Annotated in this window: 21 protein-coding genes, 1 tRNA gene and 1 riboswitch; of the genes, 11 read left to right on the top strand and 11 right to left on the bottom strand. The window is 66.3% G+C overall.

The window, feature by feature from the left end; genetic code table 11:
* Positions 1 to 35: 35 nt before the first annotated feature.
* Positions 36 to 350: a hypothetical protein gene (locus tag PY310_RS14470; RefSeq protein ID WP_275215165.1), complete on the bottom strand. Its 315-nt coding sequence runs from the start codon at positions 348 to 350 to the stop codon at positions 36 to 38.
* A 140-nt stretch (positions 351 to 490) separates the two neighbouring features.
* Positions 491 to 1,345, bottom strand: a complete 855-nt coding sequence (locus PY310_RS14465) for a LysR family transcriptional regulator (protein ID WP_275215164.1) — start codon at positions 1,343 to 1,345, stop codon at positions 491 to 493.
* Positions 1,346 to 1,507: 162 nt separating this feature from the next.
* On the opposite strand from PY310_RS14465, the gene PY310_RS14460 reads away from it, so the two are divergent.
* On the top strand, positions 1,508 to 2,884 hold the full coding sequence (locus tag PY310_RS14460; RefSeq protein ID WP_275215163.1) for an MFS transporter: 1,377 nt from the start codon (positions 1,508 to 1,510) through the stop codon (positions 2,882 to 2,884).
* Between the two features lie 12 nt (positions 2,885 to 2,896).
* On the opposite strand, the gene PY310_RS14455 is transcribed toward PY310_RS14460, so the two are convergent.
* Both PY310_RS14455 and PY310_RS14450 read right to left on the bottom strand, forming a co-directional pair.
* Positions 2,897 to 4,051, bottom strand: a complete 1,155-nt coding sequence (locus PY310_RS14455) for a N(5)-(carboxyethyl)ornithine synthase (RefSeq protein ID WP_275215162.1) — start codon at positions 4,049 to 4,051, stop codon at positions 2,897 to 2,899.
* Positions 4,048 to 4,185, bottom strand: coding sequence for a hypothetical protein (locus PY310_RS14450; RefSeq protein ID WP_275215161.1), 138 nt, complete (start codon positions 4,183 to 4,185; stop codon positions 4,048 to 4,050). The genes PY310_RS14455 and PY310_RS14450 overlap by 4 nt, the downstream gene beginning before the upstream one ends.
* A gap of 143 nt (positions 4,186 to 4,328) precedes the next feature.
* On the opposite strand from PY310_RS14450, the gene PY310_RS14445 reads away from it, so the two are divergent.
* The gene (locus PY310_RS14445; protein ID WP_275215160.1) at positions 4,329 to 4,763 is read left to right on the top strand and encodes a hypothetical protein; all 435 of its coding nucleotides are present in this window, start codon (positions 4,329 to 4,331) and stop codon (positions 4,761 to 4,763) included.
* A gap of 18 nt (positions 4,764 to 4,781) precedes the next feature.
* Here PY310_RS14445 and PY310_RS14440 read toward each other — a convergent pair.
* Positions 4,782 to 4,855: transfer RNA gene (locus tag PY310_RS14440), tRNA-Gly, on the bottom strand.
* A gap of 251 nt (positions 4,856 to 5,106) precedes the next feature.
* Between PY310_RS14440 and PY310_RS14435 the strand changes: the two genes are divergently transcribed.
* The gene (locus tag PY310_RS14435) at positions 5,107 to 5,550 is read left to right on the top strand and encodes an SRPBCC family protein (protein ID WP_275215159.1); all 444 of its coding nucleotides are present in this window, start codon (positions 5,107 to 5,109) and stop codon (positions 5,548 to 5,550) included.
* 60 nt (positions 5,551 to 5,610) lie between these two features.
* On the opposite strand, the gene PY310_RS14430 is transcribed toward PY310_RS14435, so the two are convergent.
* Complete coding sequence (locus tag PY310_RS14430; protein ID WP_342755751.1) at positions 5,611 to 7,356, bottom strand: CAP domain-containing protein; 1,746 nt, start codon at positions 7,354 to 7,356, stop codon at positions 5,611 to 5,613.
* A gap of 137 nt (positions 7,357 to 7,493) precedes the next feature.
* Between PY310_RS14430 and dcd the strand changes: the two genes are divergently transcribed.
* Together dcd and PY310_RS14420 are read left to right on the top strand one after the other, a co-directional pair.
* Entirely contained in the window at positions 7,494 to 8,069 is a 576-nt protein-coding gene (gene dcd / locus PY310_RS14425; protein ID WP_275215158.1) for a dCTP deaminase, read from the top strand.
* 156 nt (positions 8,070 to 8,225) lie between these two features.
* Positions 8,226 to 9,194 carry a hypothetical protein gene (locus tag PY310_RS14420; RefSeq protein ID WP_275215157.1) on the top strand — a complete coding sequence of 323 codons (969 nt, stop codon included), beginning with the start codon at positions 8,226 to 8,228 and terminating at the stop codon, positions 9,192 to 9,194.
* 83 nt (positions 9,195 to 9,277) lie between these two features.
* Here PY310_RS14420 and PY310_RS14415 read toward each other — a convergent pair whose 3' ends face one another.
* From PY310_RS14415 to PY310_RS14405, 3 genes are all read right to left on the bottom strand, one after another.
* Positions 9,278 to 10,477, bottom strand: coding sequence for a cation:proton antiporter (locus PY310_RS14415; protein WP_275215156.1), 1,200 nt, complete (start codon positions 10,475 to 10,477; stop codon positions 9,278 to 9,280).
* Between the two features lie 5 nt (positions 10,478 to 10,482).
* Positions 10,483 to 10,965 (bottom strand): cation:proton antiporter regulatory subunit, encoded by a 483-nt coding sequence (locus PY310_RS14410; protein ID WP_275215155.1) that lies wholly within the window; start codon positions 10,963 to 10,965, stop codon positions 10,483 to 10,485.
* 108 nt (positions 10,966 to 11,073) lie between these two features.
* A complete protein-coding gene (locus PY310_RS14405; protein ID WP_275215154.1) occupies positions 11,074 to 12,477 on the bottom strand; it encodes an MFS transporter in 1,404 nt (467 codons plus the stop codon).
* A 193-nt stretch (positions 12,478 to 12,670) separates the two neighbouring features.
* On the opposite strand from PY310_RS14405, the gene PY310_RS14400 reads away from it, so the two are divergent.
* Genes PY310_RS14400 through mnhG form a run of 6 tightly spaced genes read left to right on the top strand, consistent with a single transcriptional unit; the run spans position 12,671 to position 19,111 of the window.
* Positions 12,671 to 15,724 (top strand): Na+/H+ antiporter subunit A, encoded by a 3,054-nt coding sequence (locus PY310_RS14400; RefSeq protein WP_275215153.1) that lies wholly within the window; start codon positions 12,671 to 12,673, stop codon positions 15,722 to 15,724.
* Positions 15,721 to 16,311, top strand: a complete 591-nt coding sequence (locus PY310_RS14395) for a Na(+)/H(+) antiporter subunit C (RefSeq protein ID WP_275215152.1) — start codon at positions 15,721 to 15,723, stop codon at positions 16,309 to 16,311. Before PY310_RS14400 ends, PY310_RS14395 begins: the two co-directional genes overlap by 4 nt.
* Positions 16,308 to 17,915: a Na+/H+ antiporter subunit D gene (locus PY310_RS14390; protein ID WP_275215151.1), complete on the top strand. Its 1,608-nt coding sequence runs from the start codon at positions 16,308 to 16,310 to the stop codon at positions 17,913 to 17,915. The genes PY310_RS14395 and PY310_RS14390 overlap by 4 nt, the downstream gene beginning before the upstream one ends.
* Positions 17,912 to 18,457: a Na+/H+ antiporter subunit E gene (locus PY310_RS14385; RefSeq protein ID WP_275215150.1), complete on the top strand. Its 546-nt coding sequence runs from the start codon at positions 17,912 to 17,914 to the stop codon at positions 18,455 to 18,457. Before PY310_RS14390 ends, PY310_RS14385 begins: the two co-directional genes overlap by 4 nt.
* The gene (locus tag PY310_RS14380) at positions 18,454 to 18,732 is read left to right on the top strand and encodes an MrpF/PhaF family protein (RefSeq protein WP_275215149.1); all 279 of its coding nucleotides are present in this window, start codon (positions 18,454 to 18,456) and stop codon (positions 18,730 to 18,732) included. The genes PY310_RS14385 and PY310_RS14380 overlap by 4 nt, the downstream gene beginning before the upstream one ends.
* Entirely contained in the window at positions 18,722 to 19,111 is a 390-nt protein-coding gene (mnhG, locus tag PY310_RS14375) for a monovalent cation/H(+) antiporter subunit G (RefSeq protein ID WP_275215148.1), read from the top strand. Before PY310_RS14380 ends, mnhG begins: the two co-directional genes overlap by 11 nt.
* A gap of 102 nt (positions 19,112 to 19,213) precedes the next feature.
* On the opposite strand, the gene PY310_RS14370 is transcribed toward mnhG, so the two are convergent.
* Complete coding sequence (locus tag PY310_RS14370) at positions 19,214 to 19,477, bottom strand: DUF4235 domain-containing protein (protein WP_275215147.1); 264 nt, start codon at positions 19,475 to 19,477, stop codon at positions 19,214 to 19,216.
* Positions 19,478 to 19,547: 70 nt separating this feature from the next.
* Positions 19,548 to 20,090, bottom strand: coding sequence for a heme-degrading domain-containing protein (locus PY310_RS14365; RefSeq protein WP_275215146.1), 543 nt, complete (start codon positions 20,088 to 20,090; stop codon positions 19,548 to 19,550).
* Positions 20,091 to 20,146: 56 nt separating this feature from the next.
* Positions 20,147 to 20,282, top strand: a riboswitch (TPP riboswitch).
* Positions 20,283 to 20,290 lie beyond the last annotated feature (8 nt).

The raw sequence follows: 20,290 nt of genomic DNA, 5'->3' as shown, positions 1-20,290 counted from the left end.
CCCCGCTGGAGGCGGCGGCCGGAGACCATTGTGAGTTAGCCCAGGTACCAGCCCGGGGGAGTCCACGACGTCGGAACGTTGTGGGCGGAGAAATCTTCGCAACGGGTGCAGGTGTAAGCGACTTCGCCCAGTGTCCTGACCGCCCCGTCACGCCGGTAAACCGGAGGGACATACGATTCCAGGTAGATAAATTCGTCCGTGCCGCACTTGTCGCAGGTTGGCTTGCCGACGTACTCGGCGGCGTGGGTGATGCCGGCGCTGTAGCTGGGATGATGCGTGGCCAGCGGGCGTGCGGTGTTATGTCGGGGCGCATACGTGGTGTGGAAATGGGTGTTCTCGGCTGTCGTCATTGGCTGCCTTCCAGAGCACGGCCGCCCCATGGGTTGCGGGGCGCGCTCGTAGTGTTGAACCGGCCTTTGCTTGACCCCATGGGTAATCAAGCATAGAGGAGGCTGGCTTTTTCTTCAATGGTTTTGTGTTACGGGTGAGGCTAAATGGCCTTCTTGAGAGTCCGGCCCACGATGGCCTGGGTGAGGGCATCGATCACCTCGGTATTGGCCAGCGGGTTGCGGATCAGGGTGAAATCGACGTCACCCACCGGCGGCAGGTCGAAGGTGCGGGTGATGATCTTCAAATCCTCGGGAACCAGCGAGGTTGGCATCACGGCAACGCCGATCCCGGCCCTCAGGGCCGCCAGTACCCCGCTGATCTGCCGGGTGGTGCACGTGATGCGCCACGTGCGGCCATGGGCTTCGAGCGCGTCGATGGCCAGTTTCCGGCTGAGGCTGGGGGAGGGGTAGGCGATCAGCGGCACCGTGTCCGCCGGCTTGAGGGACGTCTGCTCCAGCCCCACCCAGGAGAAGGTGTCGTGCTGGACAACGGTCCCGTCTTTCGCGCCGGCCACCCACTTCACAAACACCAGGTCGAGTTGGCCGGCGTTGAGCTTTTTGTACAGCTGGTCGCTCTGGCCCACGGTGAGCTCGAGGTTGATCTGGGGGTAGACCTGCCGGAATTCGCGCAGGATCCGGGGGAGTCCGGTGATGGCGAGGTCGTCGGCCGTGCCGAAGCGGAGCCGGCCGCGCATGGCCGAGCCGGAGAAGTAGCGGGCGGCAGCATCATGGGCCGAGAGGATGCTGCGGGCGAATCCGGCCATGGCGTCACCGTTATCGGTCAGCCGGACGTCCCGGGTGTCGCGGCTGATGAGGATGCGCTTGGCGGCGGTTTCCAGCTTGCGGACGTGCTGGCTGACCGTTGGTTGGGCCAGGCCAAGCCGTTCGGCGGCCTTGGTGAAGCTCAACGTCTCGGCCACGGCAAGGAACGACCGAAGTTGTGCGGGCTCAAACACTGGCGGACTCCTCTGGGCGCCGTTGCCTGTTTTCGCAGGTCCGGCTCGGGCCCCATTACGTTTCGTGATGCTAGTTATAGCCAGGATAGGTCTACATAATCATCGGGTTCCAGCTTAGCGTGGGAGCATCCCCACCCGCCCGCTTCCCCTGAGGACACATCCGTGGCTCCCCCACCGCCCACATCGGCAACCGTCAGCCAGCCCGTCATCGATTCCGCGTCCGCCGCCGCTTCGCCCCGGACCCAGCATCTTGGGGTGGTCAACGAACACCTCCCGTGGCGCCACACCTTCATCTCGCTGAAGGTCCCCAACTTCCGCATCTTCGCGATCGGCCATTTTGTCGCCGTGGTGGCCCTCTGGATGCAGCGCATCGCGCAGGACTGGCTGGTGCTGGAGCTCTCCGGCTCCGTGACCGCCGTGGGCATCACCGTGGCGCTGCAGTTTATGCCCTCCCTCCTGCTGGGGCCGTGGGGCGGGATGGTGGCCGACCGGTTCGCCAAGCGCAGGATCCTCATGCTGTGCCAAAGCCTGGCGGCCATCCTCGCGGCCACCCTTGCCGTGCTGTCCCTGACCGGCGCCATCCAGGTGTGGCATGTCTACTCCGTCGCCCTGATGCTGGGACTGGTCACGGTGCTGGACCAGCCCGCGCGGCAGGTCTTTGTCAATGAGCTGGTGGGTCCGAAATACCTGCGCAACGCGATCAGCGTCAACTCCACCACCTTCCAGCTGGGCGGCCTGATCGGGCCGGCCCTCGCCGGTGTCCTGCTGACCGCCGTCGGTGCCGGCTGGGCCTTTGCTGCCAATGCCGTGGCGTGCTGCTCCACTGTGACCATGCTGCTGCTCCTGCGGAAGGACCAACTGTTCCTCAGCCCGCCGGCGCCGAAGAAGAAGGGCATGCTGCGCGAAGGGCTGCGGTACGCGCTCAGCAAGCCGACCATTTACTGGCCATGGTTGATGGCCGGCTTCATCGCGGTGTTTGCCATGAGCCTGCCGGTCATGCTCGCGGCCTTCGCGGACCACGTGTTCGACGTCGGTGCCGGCGGCTATGGCCTGCTCAACGCACTGGTGGCCCTCGGCGCGCTCGCCGGGGCCGTTGCCTCCACCCGCCGCCGGCGGCTGAGGCTCCGGTCCGTGGTGTTCTGCGCCGGAATGTATGGCCTGATGCTTTGCCTGGCGGCCCTGGCTCCGTCCATGCTCTGGTTCGGCGCCGTGATGGTCCTGTCCGGATTCTGGTGCCTGATGTTCCTCACCGGGTCCAACCAGCTGGTCCAGATCAGCTCGAACGTTGCCATCCGGGGACGCGTCATGAGCCTGTACATCATGGTGCTGATCGGCGGCCAGGCCATCGGCGGGCCGATGTTGGGCTGGATTGCCGAGCACGTTGACCCGCACGTGGCACTGCTGGTGGCAGGCGGGGTGCCGGTGCTCGCCGCCCTGACAGTCGGCGTCGTTCTGGCCAGGAAAGGTGCCCTGAAGCTCCGCGTGAACCTCAAGGACCGCCGCCACCCGGTGAGGATCGTGGGCGCGGCGGCGGCCTAAGCCGGCAGCTGCTTAGGCCGGCAGGTGCGGGTATTCGGCCTGCCGCTGCTGGAACTCCAGCACGTCCTTGTTGAGCACCACGCCGTCGCGGATTTCGATGGCCCGCCTGATTGTTTCGTTCGAGTCCCAGGCTTCCGGGCCGCCGATGACCGTTTCCAAGAACGGCATGAGCGCCTGGCTGATCTCCCAGGTGGCGGAATTCCAGAGGTAGGACGGGCTGTGGTCCACGGCGTAGTAATTTATGTGGTCAGCCATCGTGAACATCGGCTCGGCGAAGGTAGTGGAACGTGCCCAACTGAAGCCCATGCCCTCGTCGCACGAGACGTCCACGATCAGGCTGCCCGGGCTGAACGCCGCAAGGTCCTCCGTCCGGAGGTACGTCAGCGGGTTGTTCGGATCCTGCAGGGTGCAGTTGACCACAATGTCGCTTTCGGCCAGGAACGGCGCCAGCGGAACCCGGCCCCGGTCGGAGATGACCTGACTCAGGAAGGGGGCCTCGTCGTCGTGATCAAACTGAACGATGTTGACCGAATGGATCGGGGCGCCCACGGCGGCGACTCCGCGGTTGGTCAGCACCTGGACGTCGTGGATGCCGTGTGCATTCAGCGCGGTCACGGCGCCGCGGGCAGTCGCACCGAAACCGATCACCACGGCATTGAGGCGGCGTCCGTAATCACCGGTTGAGCCCGTCAGCGAGAGAGCGTGCAGCACCGAGCAGTACCCGGCCAGCTCATTGTTCTTGTGGAACACGTGCAGCCCAAAACCGCCGTCGCTCGCCCAGTGGTTCATGGCTTCGAAGGCAATGAGGGTGAGCTTTTTGTCGATGGCCAGCTGGGTAATGGCGCGGTCCTGGACGCAGTGCGGCCAGCCCCAAAGGACCTGGCCATCGCGCAGCTCCGCAAGGTCTTCCGGCTGCGGTTTGGGCAGGAGCACGACGTCGGCCTCGGCCAGCAGCGCCTCCCTGGTGGCGATTTTGCCGACCAGGGACGAGAGATGGTGATCGGAGAGGCCGAAGCGTTCGCCGTAGCCCTGCTCCAGGATGATGTGCCGGCGCAGTTCGGGGGCGATGCGTTCGAAATGCAGCGGGTGGATGGGGAGGCGGCGTTCGTCCGGTTTCCGGGTCGACGCCAGGACGCCGAGGGTGAGCCGGCTCTGTTGGCCGTTCACTTCTTTTTGGTGGACTTGGACGTGACGTCCAGGGAGCTGGAAGGCGCTGCGGCGGCCCGCTTGTCAGCGCGCTTTTCCTTGATGGACTTGCCGGCCTTTTTGGATGCTGCTTGACGCGGGGACTTGTCAGCCATGATTGCTCCTGTAGCGGAACCGAAGAGGTTCCTGACTTCTGACCATACAGGGGCGGACCTAACGGGCCTGGCGCAGGGTGGCCCGGCATATCGGAAGGGCCGGGGTGCGGCGGTGATTGTGCCTCGGCGCGTCCGGTGTGAAAATGTCGCTCTGGGCACTGCGCCGGGCGGGCTCACGGGAGTACGGGAACAGCATCATGGGATCCATCACGATCGAAAGCACCGTCCTCATCCCCTGTGGACGGCAGGACGTCTACGCCTTCTGCACCGACCAGGAAGCCCGCGCCGCCGTTCCCGGGCAGGAGGCGGTTTCCCTGCATCTCCGGGACCTGGTGCAGGACCGCTCCTGGTCCGAAACACTCGAGAGCCGCACGGAAACCATCACCTGTTCCTGCGTGGTGTACCCGGTGGCGGACAGCACGCGGCTGACCGTGACGGCACAGTATGTTCTGAAGGGGTTCGGCGGACTGTTTGCCGCGGCCAAGGAGGGTGCTTTCCGGAAGCAGGAGGCGGCGCGGCTGGCGGCGTTGAAGAAGGCCGTGGAACGCGGGGTTAGGAAGGCGCGGAACGCCCGGTAAGGGCAGGGATTTACGCAGTGGAGCGGCTGACGGGAATCGAACCCGCGTATCAAGCTTGGGAAGCTAGCGCTCTACCATTGAGCTACAGCCGCGTGGCCCCCTGTGCGTGGGGCAGAACTTAGCTTAGCGCAGATGCGGGCCTGTCCCGACAACACGCCCACCCTGAAGGGGCGTGTCCGCCCCGGGCCCGGTTTGCCCGGCGTAATCCAGTAACTCTTCAATAACGTCCCTGCCCGTGGCTAGGTCCGGAGCAAAACCAGTCGCTACTGTGAACCCGTTAGCTGCAGTGCCATGGGGGTGGGGCGGGCTATCGCCGCCGCCTTGACGCTAACCGAAGGATCCCATGGCATTCGCAGAACACGAGGTACTCGTCCCGCGTGACGCCTTGGACGTGTACACCTTCCTGATCGACGGGATGAACCTGCCCAAGTGGCGCACCGGCATCCGCAGCATCAGCGTCTCATCCGGAGTTGCCGGTTCCAAGGGCTCCGTGTACCGGCAGACAGTGCTGGGCCGGTCCGGCTGGCCGGTGCCGGCAGACTTTGAAATCACCGAGGCCCGGCCCGGGGCCGAAATCCGGTATCAGGTCATCGCCGGGCACAACCGACCCTCCGGCGGGTATTACTTCAGCACCGAACCCGCCGGAACGCGCGTCCGGTTCGCGCTCGAATGCCAGCCCAAGGGGCTCTTGGGGCTGATGAACACCGGCATCCAGCGCGCCATGAAGGCTGAAGTTGTTCAGCTGGAGCGGCTCAAGGACGTGTTGGCTGCCGCCTCGGCCGCCTAGCTTTCCGGCGCTACTGCGCCGGCCGCTGCGTTTGTCCGTTCCTGCCGGCGCTGGCCGCCGCTATTGCGCCAGCCGCTGCCCCGCCCAGCTTCCGGTGATGTTCGACGGCGAGGCAAGGCGTCCGCCGGTCAGGTCCCAGTACTGCACCACATCGTTGGCCCGGCGCAGTGCCACCCCCGTGGAGTTCAGGCCTGTGACGTCCCGCAGCGGCCGGATGCCGGTGACATCCCCCCAGCCGGTGGCCACGGTGGCCCTGGCTTCGGCGCGGGGCGCCGGGGTGCCGGCTCCGCGGTAAAGCTGCACCGCGCCGTCGGACTTTCGGGCCAGAATGTCCTGGAAGCCGTCAGCGTCATAATCCACCATGGCAAGGCGGGTGGCCGATACCCCGCCTGTCATCAGGGTGCGGGAGGACATGTCCGCCGCACCGATGTTCGGGTAGAGCCACAGGTTGCCCGAGGTGTCCAGGGCCACGAGTTGCGGGAGCCGGTTATTGGCGCACCAACCGCCCACGGCAAGGGTCATGCCTGCCCAGCCGGATTGGCCGAGGGTGACCGCGGCCCCGAAGCCACCGCCGGCGAAGCCGGGATGAAGCGTCAGCCGGCCGTCGTTCCACTGGGCCAGGATGTCAAAGGTGCCGTTGCGGTCCCAGTCGGTGACGAAGACTTCCTTGACGTTGCTGAAGAAGGAATTGATGACCTTGGCCGGCCCGTATGTCCTGTTCCCTGTGGAGGGGCGGTTGACCAGCTCACCGCCGGTATTCACGGTGACAAGGTCTGCGGCGCTGGTGATGGATGCCGTCTTCAGGTTCAGCGTGGGCGGCATGTGCTTGACGGCGGCGTCGCACATGGTGGGCGCGGCAGGCGGGAAAGCGTTCCCGCCGCTCGGGCTGCTGCCGGGCGAGGTGAGGGTGCCGGCCGGGAGGGTGGCGTAGCCGAAGAAGTTCACCACGCCCCAGATGGTGTAAAGGCTGTTCGTGTAGGAAATCCCGGCGCCCATGACGTTGAAGCGCGGGTCCAGGAGCATGGCGTTGTGGCCGGGTGATCCTTTCCACCATTCCACCAGCTGGGCGGCATCGCGGTCCGTGCGGATGGCGATGACCTCACCGGCGCTGGTCGGGCTCATGGCGCGGGCGTCCGTCCAAAAACTGGCTCGGTGTTCAATCACTTCGCGGGAGGCGATGTTGTCTGACCAGTCCTGGGACAACCCGGCCACCGTGGGGTGGTACTTGACCGCGGCCAGGCCGTTGGCCAACCGGTACTCATTGATCTTGTTGAAGACAGTCAGGATGGCCGCTGCGTTGTTGTCCGGGACCAACGCTTCCGTGGCAAGCTTCCCCGCGGCCGGGGGTTCCGCTGCGAAGGTCTGCGGGGTGGGCGCTGCAGTTTTGTTCTGCGCCAGTTCCTCGTCGGGGGCCCACAGCGGCGGCACCGAAGGAACTTCGGCTGCGGAGGCTCTGGCCGGGGCGGCCGCCGGTGCCGGCGCAGTTGCCGGCGCGGTTGCCGGCGCGGTTGCCGGCTGGGGCGCCGCGGGCACCGTGTTCTGTACCCCGGCCGGCGCCGCCGGTGCGATCACCGGGTCCACGGCTGGGGCGAGCAGCGATCCGGTGCCGGTATCCTCACGCGGTGCGCCGCCGTCGTCGTCCGCCATGCCCGGAGGACCCAGCGTGACCGCGCGCGGTCCCACCGCACCGGCAGCCCCCGCCGAGGAGTCGTGTTCCCCCGGGACAGAGTGCAGCCCGGCCGCCGGAGAGACCAACGCGAGGGCACACAACATAGCCACAACGGCGGGCGCCGCAAAGTTTTTCAAACCAACCCCAGATCAGTTCAGTTGTACCAGCCGGGAGACCTCCGGTGGCTGACATCCTGAGGCAACATTAGCCTCACTAGGCAACAGCAACAACGAAAGAATGGGCGCTGTGGACAACGCATAGTAATTTGGGAGGCGTGCTGATCTCTGACCGCGACATTCGCGCTGAACTGGACTCCCAACGGATCGTCCTCGAACCCTTCGATCCCGTCATGGTCCAACCCTCCTCGGTGGACGTGCGGATCGACCGGTTTTTCCGTCTTTTCGACAACCACAAGTACGCCCACATCGACCCTGCGGAGGAACAGCCGGAGCTGACCCGGCTGGTGGAGGTGGACCGCGGCGAGCCATTCATCCTGCACCCCGGCGAGTTCGTGCTCGGCTCCACCTACGAGACAGTCACGCTGCCGGACGACATCGCAGCCCGCCTCGAAGGCAAGTCCTCCCTCGGCAGGCTGGGCCTCCTGACGCACTCGACGGCCGGCTTCATCGATCCCGGATTCTCCGGACACGTCACCCTGGAGCTATCCAACATGGCCACCCTGCCCATCAAACTGTGGCCGGGAATGAAGATCGGTCAGCTGTGCTTCTTCCGGCTGACATCCGCGGCCGAACACCCCTACGGTTCGGGCGAGTACGGCAACCGCTACCAGGGCCAGCGCGGCCCGACCGCCAGCCGCAGCCACCTGAACTTCCACCGCACCGAGATCTAAGCGGGCCCGGTCCTTCGTCGAGTGGCGACGTCTCGCCGCTAAGAACGCCTCTTAGCGGCGAGAGCCCGCCTCTCGAACGCAGGGCTCGGCAGGAACTGTTCCTCCACATTGTGGATAACCCACGTGGCTGCCAGGTGCTGTGCCAACAATGGGGTCATGCGGCAACCTTCAGCCCTCCCGGACCACCTCTCTGGACGCTCATTCACGCTGGCCCAGCAGATGGATGCCGGCGTCCCTGCCGGGCGTGCCTGGCGGAGCGACCTTTATGTGCCCAGCCGGGGCATGCGCGTTCCCTGGGATGAAGCGCAGCCGTTGCACCACACCTGCTCGTTGTTGGTGGCGCTGACTCCCGGCGCGGTCTGCTGCCTCGGGACGGCCGGGCTGCTGTGGGGCTGCCCGTTGCCTCTAGTCGTGCAAAACGACCTGATCATCCACTTGGCCAAAGCCCGTGGGGAAGCGCGGCCGGAACGAAAAGGGGTTGCCGGTCACCGGCTGTCCCTGCGCGCCGGGGATGTAGCAATGCTCGACGGCGTTCCGGTCACCTCGCCTGCCCGGACGTGGCTGGACCTGGCCTCCGTCCTCGGCCTTGAAGGCCTGGTGGCGGCAGGGGACCACTTCATCTGCAGCCAGGCCAGGAGCTTCGGGCCCGTCAGGACGGCGCTCTGTTCCCTGGATGACCTCCGGGAGCAGGTCATGACCACCCAGGGCGTCCGGGGTATCCGAAAAGCCAGGCAGGCGCTGGAGCTTTGCCGGGTTGGTGCTGACTCAGCGCCGGAGACGCGGCTGCGGCTGGCGATGGGGCGGCTGGGCCTGCCTGAGCCCACCCTGAGCCACGTGGTCCTTGACCCGACCGGAGGGGAGCTCGCCTGGCCGGACCTGGCCTTCCCCGAGTTCAAGGTGGCCGTCAACTACGACGGCCGGCACCACCTCGAGGCCCGGCAGCGCGAATCGGACATCCGCCGGGACGAATCCATTGCCGCCGTTGGCTGGCAGTCGGTGACAGTGACCGCCGGCCACGTGCGCACCTGGGGCTTCGACGGATGCGCGCACCGGGTGCTGGACGCGCTGGTCCGGGCTGGTTGGGGCGTCGAGAGGCGAGATCTCCGCGCTAAGCGGGCGGCTTAGCGCCGAGACGTCTCCTCTCGATGAAGGTGGGCCAGCTGAAGGAGGGCGAGGTGGGCTCGGGGCGAGGGGCGCGGCGGGGGAAGCTAAGGGGTGCTGTGCGCGGGCCGGCCGCCCGGCTCCCCGGCTGCTCGGCCGAGGGCCTTGACCACCGGCTCAACGTAACGGGCGGCGAGGGGGCCGATGATGGCCATCAGGAGGACGTAGGCCGTGGCCAGGGCGGCGAGGTCGCGGGGAACCACACCCGAGGCGACGGCCAGGCCGGCGATCACGATGGAGAATTCGCCACGCGCGATCAGTGCGGCGCCCGCCCGGAACCGGCCCGGACGGCCGACGCCCGCCCGCTTGGCCGCCCAGATCCCCGTGATCATCTTGGTGAGGGCGGTGATGACGGCCAGCACCAGCGCCCAGCCGAGGACCGGGGGAATGGTGGAGGGATCGGTGTTGAGGCCGAACGCCACAAAGAAAATGGCGGCAAACAGGTCCCGGAGCGGTTCGAGGATCCGGGTGGCGCTGTGGGCCGTGGCGCCGGAGATGGCAATGCCCAGCATAAACGCGCCCACCGCCGCGGAGACCTGCATCGCCGATGCGACGCCGGCCACCAGGAGGGCAGCCCCGAGCAGGTTGAGCAGGAAGACTTCGGAGTTTTCGCTGTGCACCGCCTTGGAGACGTGGTGGCCATGGCGCAGGGCCACCATCAGGACCAGCGTGACCACTGCCAGGGATATGCCCACCGTGGTCAGGCCGCCCAGGAAGCTCACCCCCGCCAGGGTGGCCGTCAGAATAGGCAGGTACACGGCCATGGCCAGGTCCTCGAAGACCAGGATGGACAGGACCACCGGCGTCTCCCGGTTGCCGAGGCGGCCGAGGTCGGTGATCACCTTCGCGGCGATTCCGGAGGAGGATATATAGGTCACGCCGCCCATCACCATGGCACCCACCGGCCCCCAGCCGAGCAGGAACGCCAACCCCGCGCCCGGTACAAAATTCAGGACCAGGTCAAGAACACCGGCCTGCCAGGACCTGCGCAGACCGGTGAAAAGCTCGGCAGCCGTATATTCCAATCCGAGCATAAGCAACAGCAGGATGACCCCGATTTCGCCGGAAAGATGTGCGAATTCGTGCATACCATCGAGCTTGACCACCCCGCCTGCCCCGAAGGCGAGCCCACCCACAAGATAGAGGGGGATGGGTGACATTCCGATCCGTCCGGCCAGCCTGGCCAACAGGCCAAGGCAGAACACAACGGCCCCCAGTTCAATGAGGGTCAGGGCCAGCGGGTCCATCAGGCTCAGCCGTTGCGGAGAATATCGGCCGCCGAGTCGAGGCCTTCTTGGGTTCCCACGGCCACCAGCAAATCGCCGGAATGAAGGACGACGTCGGGTCCCGGCGAGGGGAGCACCTCGCCTTCACGCATGATCGCCACGATCGAGACGCCGCAGCGGGTGCGGATGCAGGCCTTGCCCATGGGCTGGTTCTGGAACGGGGAATCCGGGGCAATGGAGAACTGCCGGGTCACAATGCCGGGCACATCCCGGTGTTCCTCGGCCAGCTTCATGGCCAGGTGCTGCCCGCCCAGGAGGTTGCCCAGGGTGGCTGCCTCGTCCCCGGTCAGGGGAATGGAAGCCTGGCAGGTGTCGGGATCGTCCCAGGTGGAAACGATAAGTTCCGTCTGGCCTTCCCGCAGCTCCACGACGCCGATGCGGCGTCCGGATGCCGTCATGAAATCCTTCCGCCGGCCCAGGCCGGGGAGGTCCGTTTCGTCCACGTTCATACGTCCAGACTAGTCGCCGCACACCGGTTTCGGGTGCCGGTCCGCCGCTCGGGAAAGCCGGCTCCAAACACCGGCGCGGTGTGGCGCGTTACCGGGATGACGGGCCGGCTAGGAGGAAGGTACCTGGGCAATGGGTGCCTTGCTGGGCGGTTTCACCGGCAGCAGGACCAGCAGGCCGGCGAGCAGGACCACCATGATGCCCAGGATTCCCCAGCGCTGGGCCTCGCCGGGCGCCACCAGGGGAGTAGCCAGAGTGATGCAGAGCGTGAACAATGCGGGAGCCAGGAAACTGACGGCCCGGCCCGTGGTTGCATACAGGCCGAACAGTTCGCCGGTCTCGCCGGTGGGTGCTAGCCGGGCCAGATAGGCCCTGGAGGATGACTGTGCCGGGCCTACGAAGAGGCAGAGGAACAACCCGAAGACCCAGAACGTCGTGGCGCCGGCCCAGGCCGTGCCGAAGAACACGTAGTTGCCGTTGCCGAGGACCAGGATCATGGCACCGGCGATCAGCAGTCCGATGAGGGAGCCCATGATGACGGCCTTGGGCCCCACCCGGTCATCCAGGAACCCGCCGATGACGGCACCAACCGCTGCCACCACGTTGCCGAAGATGGCAAAGAAGATGACCTGGGGCAGCTCGAAGCCGAAGGTGCCGGCCGCAATGATCCCGCCGAACGTGAAGACTGCTGCGAGCCCGTCGCGGAAGACTGCGCTGGCGAGGAGGAAATAGATCGTATGGGGGCTCGTGGCGTAGATCGCCTTGATCCGGCGGACCAGCAGACCGTAAGAGGCCAGGAAGCCCAGCTGTTTGGCCCGCGCCGGCCGGGGCAGTTCCGGAACGACGAACAGGACCGGGAGGGCGAAGATGAAGAACCACAGCGCCGAGAACACCGCCACAAGCCGGATGTTCAGGCTGGCTTCCGTGGAGGCGCCAAACCAGTCGAAGCTCGGCTGCACAAAGAGTTGCAGCACCACCAACAGCGCCACAATGCCGCCAAGATAACCCATTCCCCAGCCGAACCCGCTGACCTTGCCGATGTTCGTTGGGGTGGACACCTGGGTGAGCATGGCGTTGTAGTTGACGCCCGCAAACTCAAAGAAAACATTCGCCAGGGCAATGAGGGAGACGCCCAGCAGCAGGAATTCCGGGCCCGGGACAACGAAGAAACACAGCCCTGTCAGAACGGCGACGGCGGCCGAGTTGACCCCCAGCCACAGCTTGCGGCGCCCGCCGCTGTCCGAGCGCTGTCCTGTCACCGGAGCGAGGACAGCTATTGCCAGGCCAGCGATGGCCAGCGCAGTTCCCAGCACGGCAGAGGACTGGTCCTTGTCGCCGAAGGCGCTGGAGGTGAGATAGACCGTGAAGACGAAAGTGGTCATGACCGCGTTGAACGCCGCCGACCCCCAGTCCCAGGCAGCCCAGGCCAGCACGCGGCCCTTGCCGGTGGCCCGGGGTCCGGATGCGAGTTCCGATGGCGGCTGGGTGGCCTCAGGAGCGCTGGCGGTGTTCATAGCCTGAATGTTATCCGCCCGTGGCGAACAGGGCGGGCATAATACGCCTGACACTCAGCAAAATCGAGCGGCCGGCGGCCTTCGCGCGGAAAACGGCTGGAACGGCTTGATAAACTGTGGCCACCGAACCTGACGATTGACCGCCTGCCCTAACTTTTTTTGTTTACGAATCCCTGACGTTGCGGAGATAACAGTGATCACAGTCCTTGCCGTGCAGTTTACGGTGGCTGCTGTGGCGCCCCTCCTGTTCAGGATGTGGGGCCGTAACGCGTTCTATGCATTGGCGGCCGTGCCTGCCGCGTCCTTCATCTGGCTGCTGTTCCAGTACGGCGCCGTCTACTCGGACTCCGGGGCCGTGGCAGAGGTCATTCCCTGGATCCCCGGGCTGAAGCTCGAGCTGGCCTTCCGGCTGGATCCGCTGGCCTGGGTGACGTCCCTGCTGGTCCTGGGTGTGGGCGCGCTGGTGCTGATCTACTGCGCCCGGTACTTCAGTGAGAAGGACCAGGATCTGGGTGGCTTCGGAGCGCAGTTGCTCGCCTTCGCGGGGGCCATGTTCGGCCTGGTGGTGGCGGATGACCTGCTCCTGCTGTTCATCTTCTGGGAACTGACCACCATCCTTTCCTACCTGCTGATCGGCTTTGCCCGCACCAGGCTGGCCGCCCGGCGCTCCGCCCTGCAGGCCCTGATGGTCACCACCGCCGGCGGCCTGGCCATGCTGGTGGGCCTGATCATGCTGGGCTACAGCGCCGGAACCTACCGCATTTCGGCGATTATGGCGCAGGCGGCCACGCTGGTGACCGGACCGGACAGCGGCATCGTCGCCACCGCCGTCGTACTCATCCTCGTGGGCGCCATCAGCAAATCCGCGCTGGTGCCCTTCCACTTCTGGCTGCCGGGCGCCATGGCGGCGCCCACGCCGGTCAGCGCCTATCTGCACGCCGCAGCCATGGTTAAGGCCGGCATCTACCTGGTGGCCAGGCTTGCGCCGGGTTTTTCGGAGACCGCCTACTGGCAGCCCGTTGTGCTGGGGCTTGGCCTGGCCACCATGCTGGTGGGCGGGTACCAGGCGTTGCGGCAGACCGACATTAAGCTGATCCTTGCGTACGGCACCGTCAGCCAGCTGGGTTTCCTGACCATGGTGGTGGGACTCGGAACGCCGGACGCCGCGCTCGCCGGCCTCGCCATGCTCCTGGCGCATGGCCTCTTCAAAGCCACCCTGTTCCTGGTGGTGGGCATCATCGACCACCAGGCCGGAACGCGTGATGTCCGCCAGCTCTCCGGCGTCTTCCGCTCGTCCCGGGCGCTGGGCATTGTGGCCGGCATCGGCGCTGCGTCGATGGCGGGCGTTCCGCTGCTGGCCGGCTTTGTCGCCAAGGAATCGGTCCTGGAGGCCTTCGTTCACCACGCCTCCGGGGGAGACCCCTGGAGCACCGTTGTGCTTGCGGGCATCGTCCTGGGCTCGGTCCTCACGTTCGCCTACAGCGCCCGATTCATGTGGGGGGCGTTCGCCGTCAAGTCCGGCGTGGATCCCACACCGTTCAAGGCCGTCCGGCCCTCCTTCCTGGCGGCCCCCGCGCTCCTGAGCCTCCTCACCATTGTTTATGGCCTGTGGCCAACCCCGGTGGATGCCTGGATCCAGCCGTATGCGGCCCTCTTTGCGTCCACCGCGGCCGACGCCGGCACACCGGTTGAGCAGGCCGGGCACCTCGCGCTGTGGCACGGGCTGAATCCGGCGCTCGGACTGACGGCGCTGACGTTCGTCCTCGGCCTGGCCATGCACTCAGGCCGGAAGCTGGTGGGGCGGGCACAGTCCCGGGTACCCGGCTGGATCGACGGGGACCGGTTCTACCAGCTCACCATCGGCGCGCTGGATGATGTGGCCGTGTGGATCACCGGCCGCACCCAGCGTGGTTCGCTCTACTTTTATCTCTCCGTGATCCTCTCCATGGCGTTTGCGCTCCCGCTGACCACCATGCTTGTGGCCGGGAAAACCCTGCCGACGAACCTGTACTTCAGTGATCCGTTCTCCCCGCTCCAGCCCGTGGTGGGTGCCGGGATCGTGATCGGGGCCCTGGCCGCGGTCAAGGCCAACCGGCGGTTCCTCGCCGTGCTGATGGTGTCGGTGACCGGGTACGGGATTGCCCTGATGTTCGCGCTGCAGGGCGCGCCGGACCTGGCCCTGACCCAGGTGCTGGTGGAAACCATCATCCTGGTGGCGTTCGTCCTGGCCATGCGCAGCCTGCCGGCCGAGCTGCGAGACCGGACCGGCGGGAGATACCGGGTGGTCCGCGTGATTATCGGCGCCGCCTTCGGCATCACCATGGTTTTCGCCGCCATCTACGCGATGGGCGCCCGGGTGGCTGCCCCCGTGTCGCTGGAGTTTCCGAGGCTGGCGTACGAGGGCGGCGGCGGACTGAACATCGTCAACGTGACCCTGGTGGACATCAGGGCCTGGGATACGTTCGGCGAAATTTCCGTCCTCGCGCTCGCGGCCACCGGCGTCGCCAGCCTGATCTTTGTCCGCGGCCGGGGCGACCGGCTCAGGATGTCCTCCACCATCGCCGAAGGCAGCGTGGGACGGCAATCGGCAGCGGACCCGGGATCCCGCGAAGCCGCGTCGCTGGCCCTCAGCCGGAAGTTTGCCGCCTCCACACGGGACGCCTGGATCGTGGCCGGCCGGACCCTGGCCCCCGAGCGGCGCTCCATCATCTTCGAAGTGGTGACGCGGCTGATCTTCCACTCGCTGATCATCTTCTCGCTCTACCTCCTCCTGGCCGGGCACAACCTGCCCGGCGGTGGTTTCGCCGGCGGCCTCACGGCGGGACTCGCCCTCGCCATCCGCTACCTGGCCGGCGGGCGCTTCGAACTGCGGGAGGCCACCCCCGTAGGCGCCGGCACCCTGCTGGGCATTGGTCTTGCGACGGCGGCCGCCTCGGGTGTGGTGCCGCTCCTGCTGGGCGGCCAGGTGTTCCAGAGCGCCATCATCGAACTCTGGCTCCCCGTGTTTGGCGACATCAAGTTCGTCACGTCCACCCTGTTCGACATCGGCGTGTACATCGTGGTGGTGGGCCTGGTGCTGGACGTGCTCCGCAGCCTGGGCTCCGAGATCGACGAACATTTTGACGGAAACGAGGACGAACCGGCACCGGACTCCCTTGTTGAGGACGCGATGGCCGGTGCCGTTTCAACCGACGGGCACGAGGCCGTGAGCCTCACCGCCGAAACCACAGTGAAGGGCCAAGGATGAGTGTCAACCTGACCCTGCTGATGGTGATGGGTGCCCTGTTTGCGTGCGGGATCTACCTGATCCTGGAACGCAGCCTCACCCGGGTGCTTCTGGGGCTGATGCTCCTGACCAACGCCACGAACCTGCTGATCCTCACCACGGGCGGCTATGCCGGCCTGGCTCCGTTCTTCAACAAGGACACCGGTGCCAACGAGTACGCGGACCCGCTGCCGCAGGCACTCATCCTCACGTCGATCGTGATCTCCTTCGCCGTCACCGCGTTTATGCTCGGCATCATTTACCGCACCTGGGTCCTGGCGCGCCAGGATGAGATCCAGGACGACGTCGAGGACCGCCGCGTGGCCGCGACGCCCAGGTTCGATGCCGAGGACGACGCCGAGATCCCGGCCGAGACGTCCGAGTTTCCGCTGACGATGCTTGGCAGCGACGGCAGCGGCGTTTCGGACTATGCGGATCAATCAGACCCTGAAGAGTCCGGGGAGTCGGTGGTGGCCGGCGCCCGGACGATTCCCGCGGTGGATGCCGCGGCCGAAGAGCAACCCGGTTCCCGAAACGTAACCCCCGGCCCCGAAGGAGGTGTGAAGTGAACATCACAAGCTTTGCCCCGCTTGCCGTCCTGCTTCCCATCTTTGGTGCCGCGCTGGCCTTCCTGCTGTTCCGGCATTCCCGGGCGCAGCGGGCGGTCAGCATCGGTGTGCTGTCCCTGACGCTGCTCCTGGAATGCGCCCTGCTCGCCTCTGTGTGGGAGGGCGGAACAGCCGCCGTGAACATCGGCGGCTGGCTGCCGCCCTGGGGCATCACCATGGTGGTGGATCAGTTCTCCTCGCTCATGCTGGTGGTCTCCTCCGCCGTCAGCCTGGCCGTCCTCATCTATGCCACCGGGCAGGGCATGGCCGACGGCGATCAGGACGCCCCCGTATCGATCTTCCACCCCACCTTCCTGATCCTCGTGGCCGGGGTGTCCAACGCGTTCCTGTCCGGGGACCTCTTCAACCTGTACGTCGGTTTTGAGATCCTCCTGACGGCAAGCTACGTCCTGATGACCCTGGGCGGGACGGGACCCCGCATCCGGGCAGGCGTCACCTATGTGGTGGTCTCCGTGGTGTCCTCCGTCCTGTTCCTGATCTCCATCGCCATGGTTTACGGCGCCACCGGCACGGTGAACATGGCAGACCTCGCCATCAAGCTCGCGGACCTGGACGAGGGAACACAGACGCTGCTGCATGTGATGCTCCTGGTGGCCTTCGGCATCAAGGCGGCCGTTTTCCCGCTGTCCTTCTGGCTTCCGGACTCCTATCCCACCGCGCCCGCCCCGGTCACCGCCGTGTTCGCCGGCCTGCTGACCAAAGTGGGCGTGTATGCGATGGTCCGCACCGAGACCCTGCTGTTCCCCGGCGACAGCCTGAACACTCCCTTAATGGTGGTGGCGCTCCTGACCATGGTGGTGGGAATCCTCGGCGCCCTCGCCCAAAGCGACATCAAACGTCTGTTGTCCTTCACGCTGGTGAGCCACATCGGCTACATGGTGTTCGGGCTGGCGATGTCCTCGGTGGCCGGGCTGGCCGCTGCCGTGTTCTACGTGGCCCACCACATCACCATCCAGACCAGCCTGTTCCTCGTCACGGGCCTCATTGAACGCCGGGGCGGCAGTTCCTCGGTGGACCGGCTGGCGGGACTGGCCAAGCTTTCCCCCGTCCTGGCGCTCCTGTTCTTTGTGCCCGCCATGAACCTGGCCGGCATACCGCCATTCTCCGGGTTCCTGGGCAAGGTGGGCCTGATCCAGGCCGGCATTGAACTGGGGACTCCGCTCGCCTACGCGCTGGTGATCGGCGGCGTGGTCACGAGCCTGCTGACGCTCCTCGCCGTGGCGCGAGTCTGGAACCGTGCGTTCTGGCGGAAGCCCTCGGACGCAGAGCACCCGGACCCCGTTCTCCTGGCGGCGCGCGAGGAATCAGCCACCGGCCGGCGGGCCGGCCGCGACAGCGTGACCCTGCTGCCCCGCACCATGGTGGGCTCAACCCTCGGGCTGGTGGCGCTGGGCGTATCCCTTACGGTCTTCGCCGGCCCGCTGTTCAAGGTGGCGGATCAGGCGGCCCAGGAGATGCTGGAAAGGTCCTCGTACATCCAGGCGGTGCTCGGTGAGGACACCCAGGTGCCGCCCCTGGCGCTGAAAGCGGGTGGGGGCGAATGAGCCGCCGCCGCCTTTCGCTGCGCCAGGAGATTCCCCTCCTGGTGTGGCTGGTGATCGTCTGGGGTGCGCTCTGGCAGGACTTCAGTCCCGGCAACCTGCTCTTCGGTGCCCTGCTGGCCGTGCTGGTGGCCCGGATGTTCTACCTGCCGCCGGTGGAGCTCAGCGGCAGGTTCAATATCCTGCACGCGGTTCCCTTCGCCCTGCGGTTCATCGCCCGGGTGGCGGCAGCGAGCATCGAGGTCATGTACCTGGCGGTAGTCCGCGGCCCCAAGGTGATCAACGCCGTCGTCGCCGTCCCGCTGCGGAGCCACCAGGACCTCATCGTCACCGCCGTGGGGCACGTGATTTCGCTGATCCCGGGTTCCCTGGTTGTGGAAGTGGACCGTTCAACGTCCACCCTTTACCTGCACGCGCTCAATATCAGCAACGCCGAGGACGTGGCCAGCCTGCGCAAGGAAGTCCGGTCCATTGAAGCCGGTCTGATCCGCATCATGGGCAGCAGGGAAGAACTCGAAGCAGTGCGGCAGGAGACCCCGGCATGATGCAAATTGTCCTGGCTGTCACGGCAGTCATCCTCTCGGCGGCCGCGGCCGGCGCCATCATCCGCATTGCGCGGGGCCCCTCGCTGCTGGACCGGGTGCTGGCCTCCGATGTGCTGCTGGCCATCCTCGGCGCGGCCCTGTGCATCGACATGGCCGTGAACCGGCACCTGAACAACTTGATGCTGCTCGTGGCATTGTCGGTGGTTGGCTTCATCGGCTCCGTGACAGTGGCACGCTTCGTGGCCGACCGGCGGGAGCAGACCCATGAATCCTGAGGCGAGCCTGGTGGACAACGTAATCGACACCGTGACGGCGGTATTCCTGGTGGCGGGTGCCCTCATGTCCCTGGCGGCCGCCGTCGGGCTCCTCCGTTTCCCTGACCTGCTGAGCCGGATGCACGCGGCCACCAAACCTCAGGTGCTGGGACTGTTCCTGCTCCTGGCGGCCATCGGCCTGCAGATGCGGTCGTGGTGGGTGTGGCCGGTGCTGCTGGTGGCATGGATTTTCCAGCTGCTGACGGTGCCGGTGTCCGCGCACATGGTGGGCCGGGCCGGCTACCGCACCAAGCACATGCACCGGGAGCTGCTCAGCTCCGATGACCTGGAGGCCGTGGTCCAGAAAGCGGCCAAGTCGGCCCGCGACGAAGAGTCCTGACCGCTGAGGATTTTACCCGGACAAGAGCCACGAACAAGAGCGCCGGGCTGTGGCCCGAACAAGAGCGCCGAGCCACAGCCCGGCAGCCGGACGGTAAATCCGTTAGACGATGTCCTGGGTCTTCGCGAACCGGGTGATGGCCCGCTGCGTGCCGCGGTTGGCGAGGACCTGGATGATGGTGCTGACCGAGGCCGAGATCAGCGCGAAGGTCAGGGCGGACCGAAGGCTCGTTGGGGTGTCTTCGTGCTTGCCGGTGGGGGGCTTCCGGCCGGTGGACTTTTCCCAGACGGTGTTGACTACCTTGGTGCCGACAAACCCGGCGGCGAGGCTGATTCCGGTGCCGAGCAGCTTGATGAACAGGTTCATGGGGTGAACTCCTTGTGGGCGGATCGGGGGACTGCCTTTAGCCTAACGTGATCAGCGTCCCAGCCGGCATTCAGGCAGGGCGCATGGACCCCAGAATCTCCCTGAGGGCCTCCACCACGAGGTCATGGTCCTGCATTTGCGGCAGCCCCGAGACGGTCACGGTGGCCACGGCGCCCACGCCGGCAACGTACACGGGAAAGGACCCGCCGTGTGCGGCATAGACGGATTCGTCATACCAGCCCTGGTCCTCGATCCTGCCGCCCCGCAGCCTTGCCCGCAGGCCCACCAGCAGCGATGGGATTTCGTACCGCGCGGCTGTGCGCTGCTTGGCCCGCACCCAGTGCTCGTTGTTGGGCGTGGCACCGTCCAGGGCCACGTGGAACAGGACCTGCTCGCCCTTGGTGATGTCGATGGCAATGGGCAGCTTCCTCGTTTTGCCCAGCTCCACCAGCAGCAGCCCCAGGTTGAGCGAATCGTCCTTGCTGAACCGCGGGAACTGCAGCTCGCTGATCTCGCCGTCGATCCTGGCAATCAATGCCTCCAGCGAACCGGGGGGCTGGCTCCCGCCGGCATCGGGATCGAACAGGGTCACATCGGACGGTTCGGCAGTCATGGCCCACAATCTACCGCGGCTGCGGTGTAAACTGGGTCACGCCCATCAGGGCAGATTTATTACGACAGGGGAGCGCCGCCGTCGGGCACTGCAGGAATGCAGCCGGTGGTGGGCGCTGAGAGTGCGGACAGCCGCAGACCCTCGAACCTGATCCGGTTAGTACCGGCGCAAGGGAGTCGAGCTTCTCAGAGTGTCCGGAT

The sequence above is a fragment of the Pseudarthrobacter naphthalenicus genome, assembly GCF_029076445.1.
GTDB classification, from domain to species: Bacteria; Actinomycetota; Actinomycetes; order Actinomycetales; family Micrococcaceae; genus Arthrobacter; species Arthrobacter naphthalenicus.
This window is presented reverse-complemented; position numbering and strand designations above follow the sequence as displayed.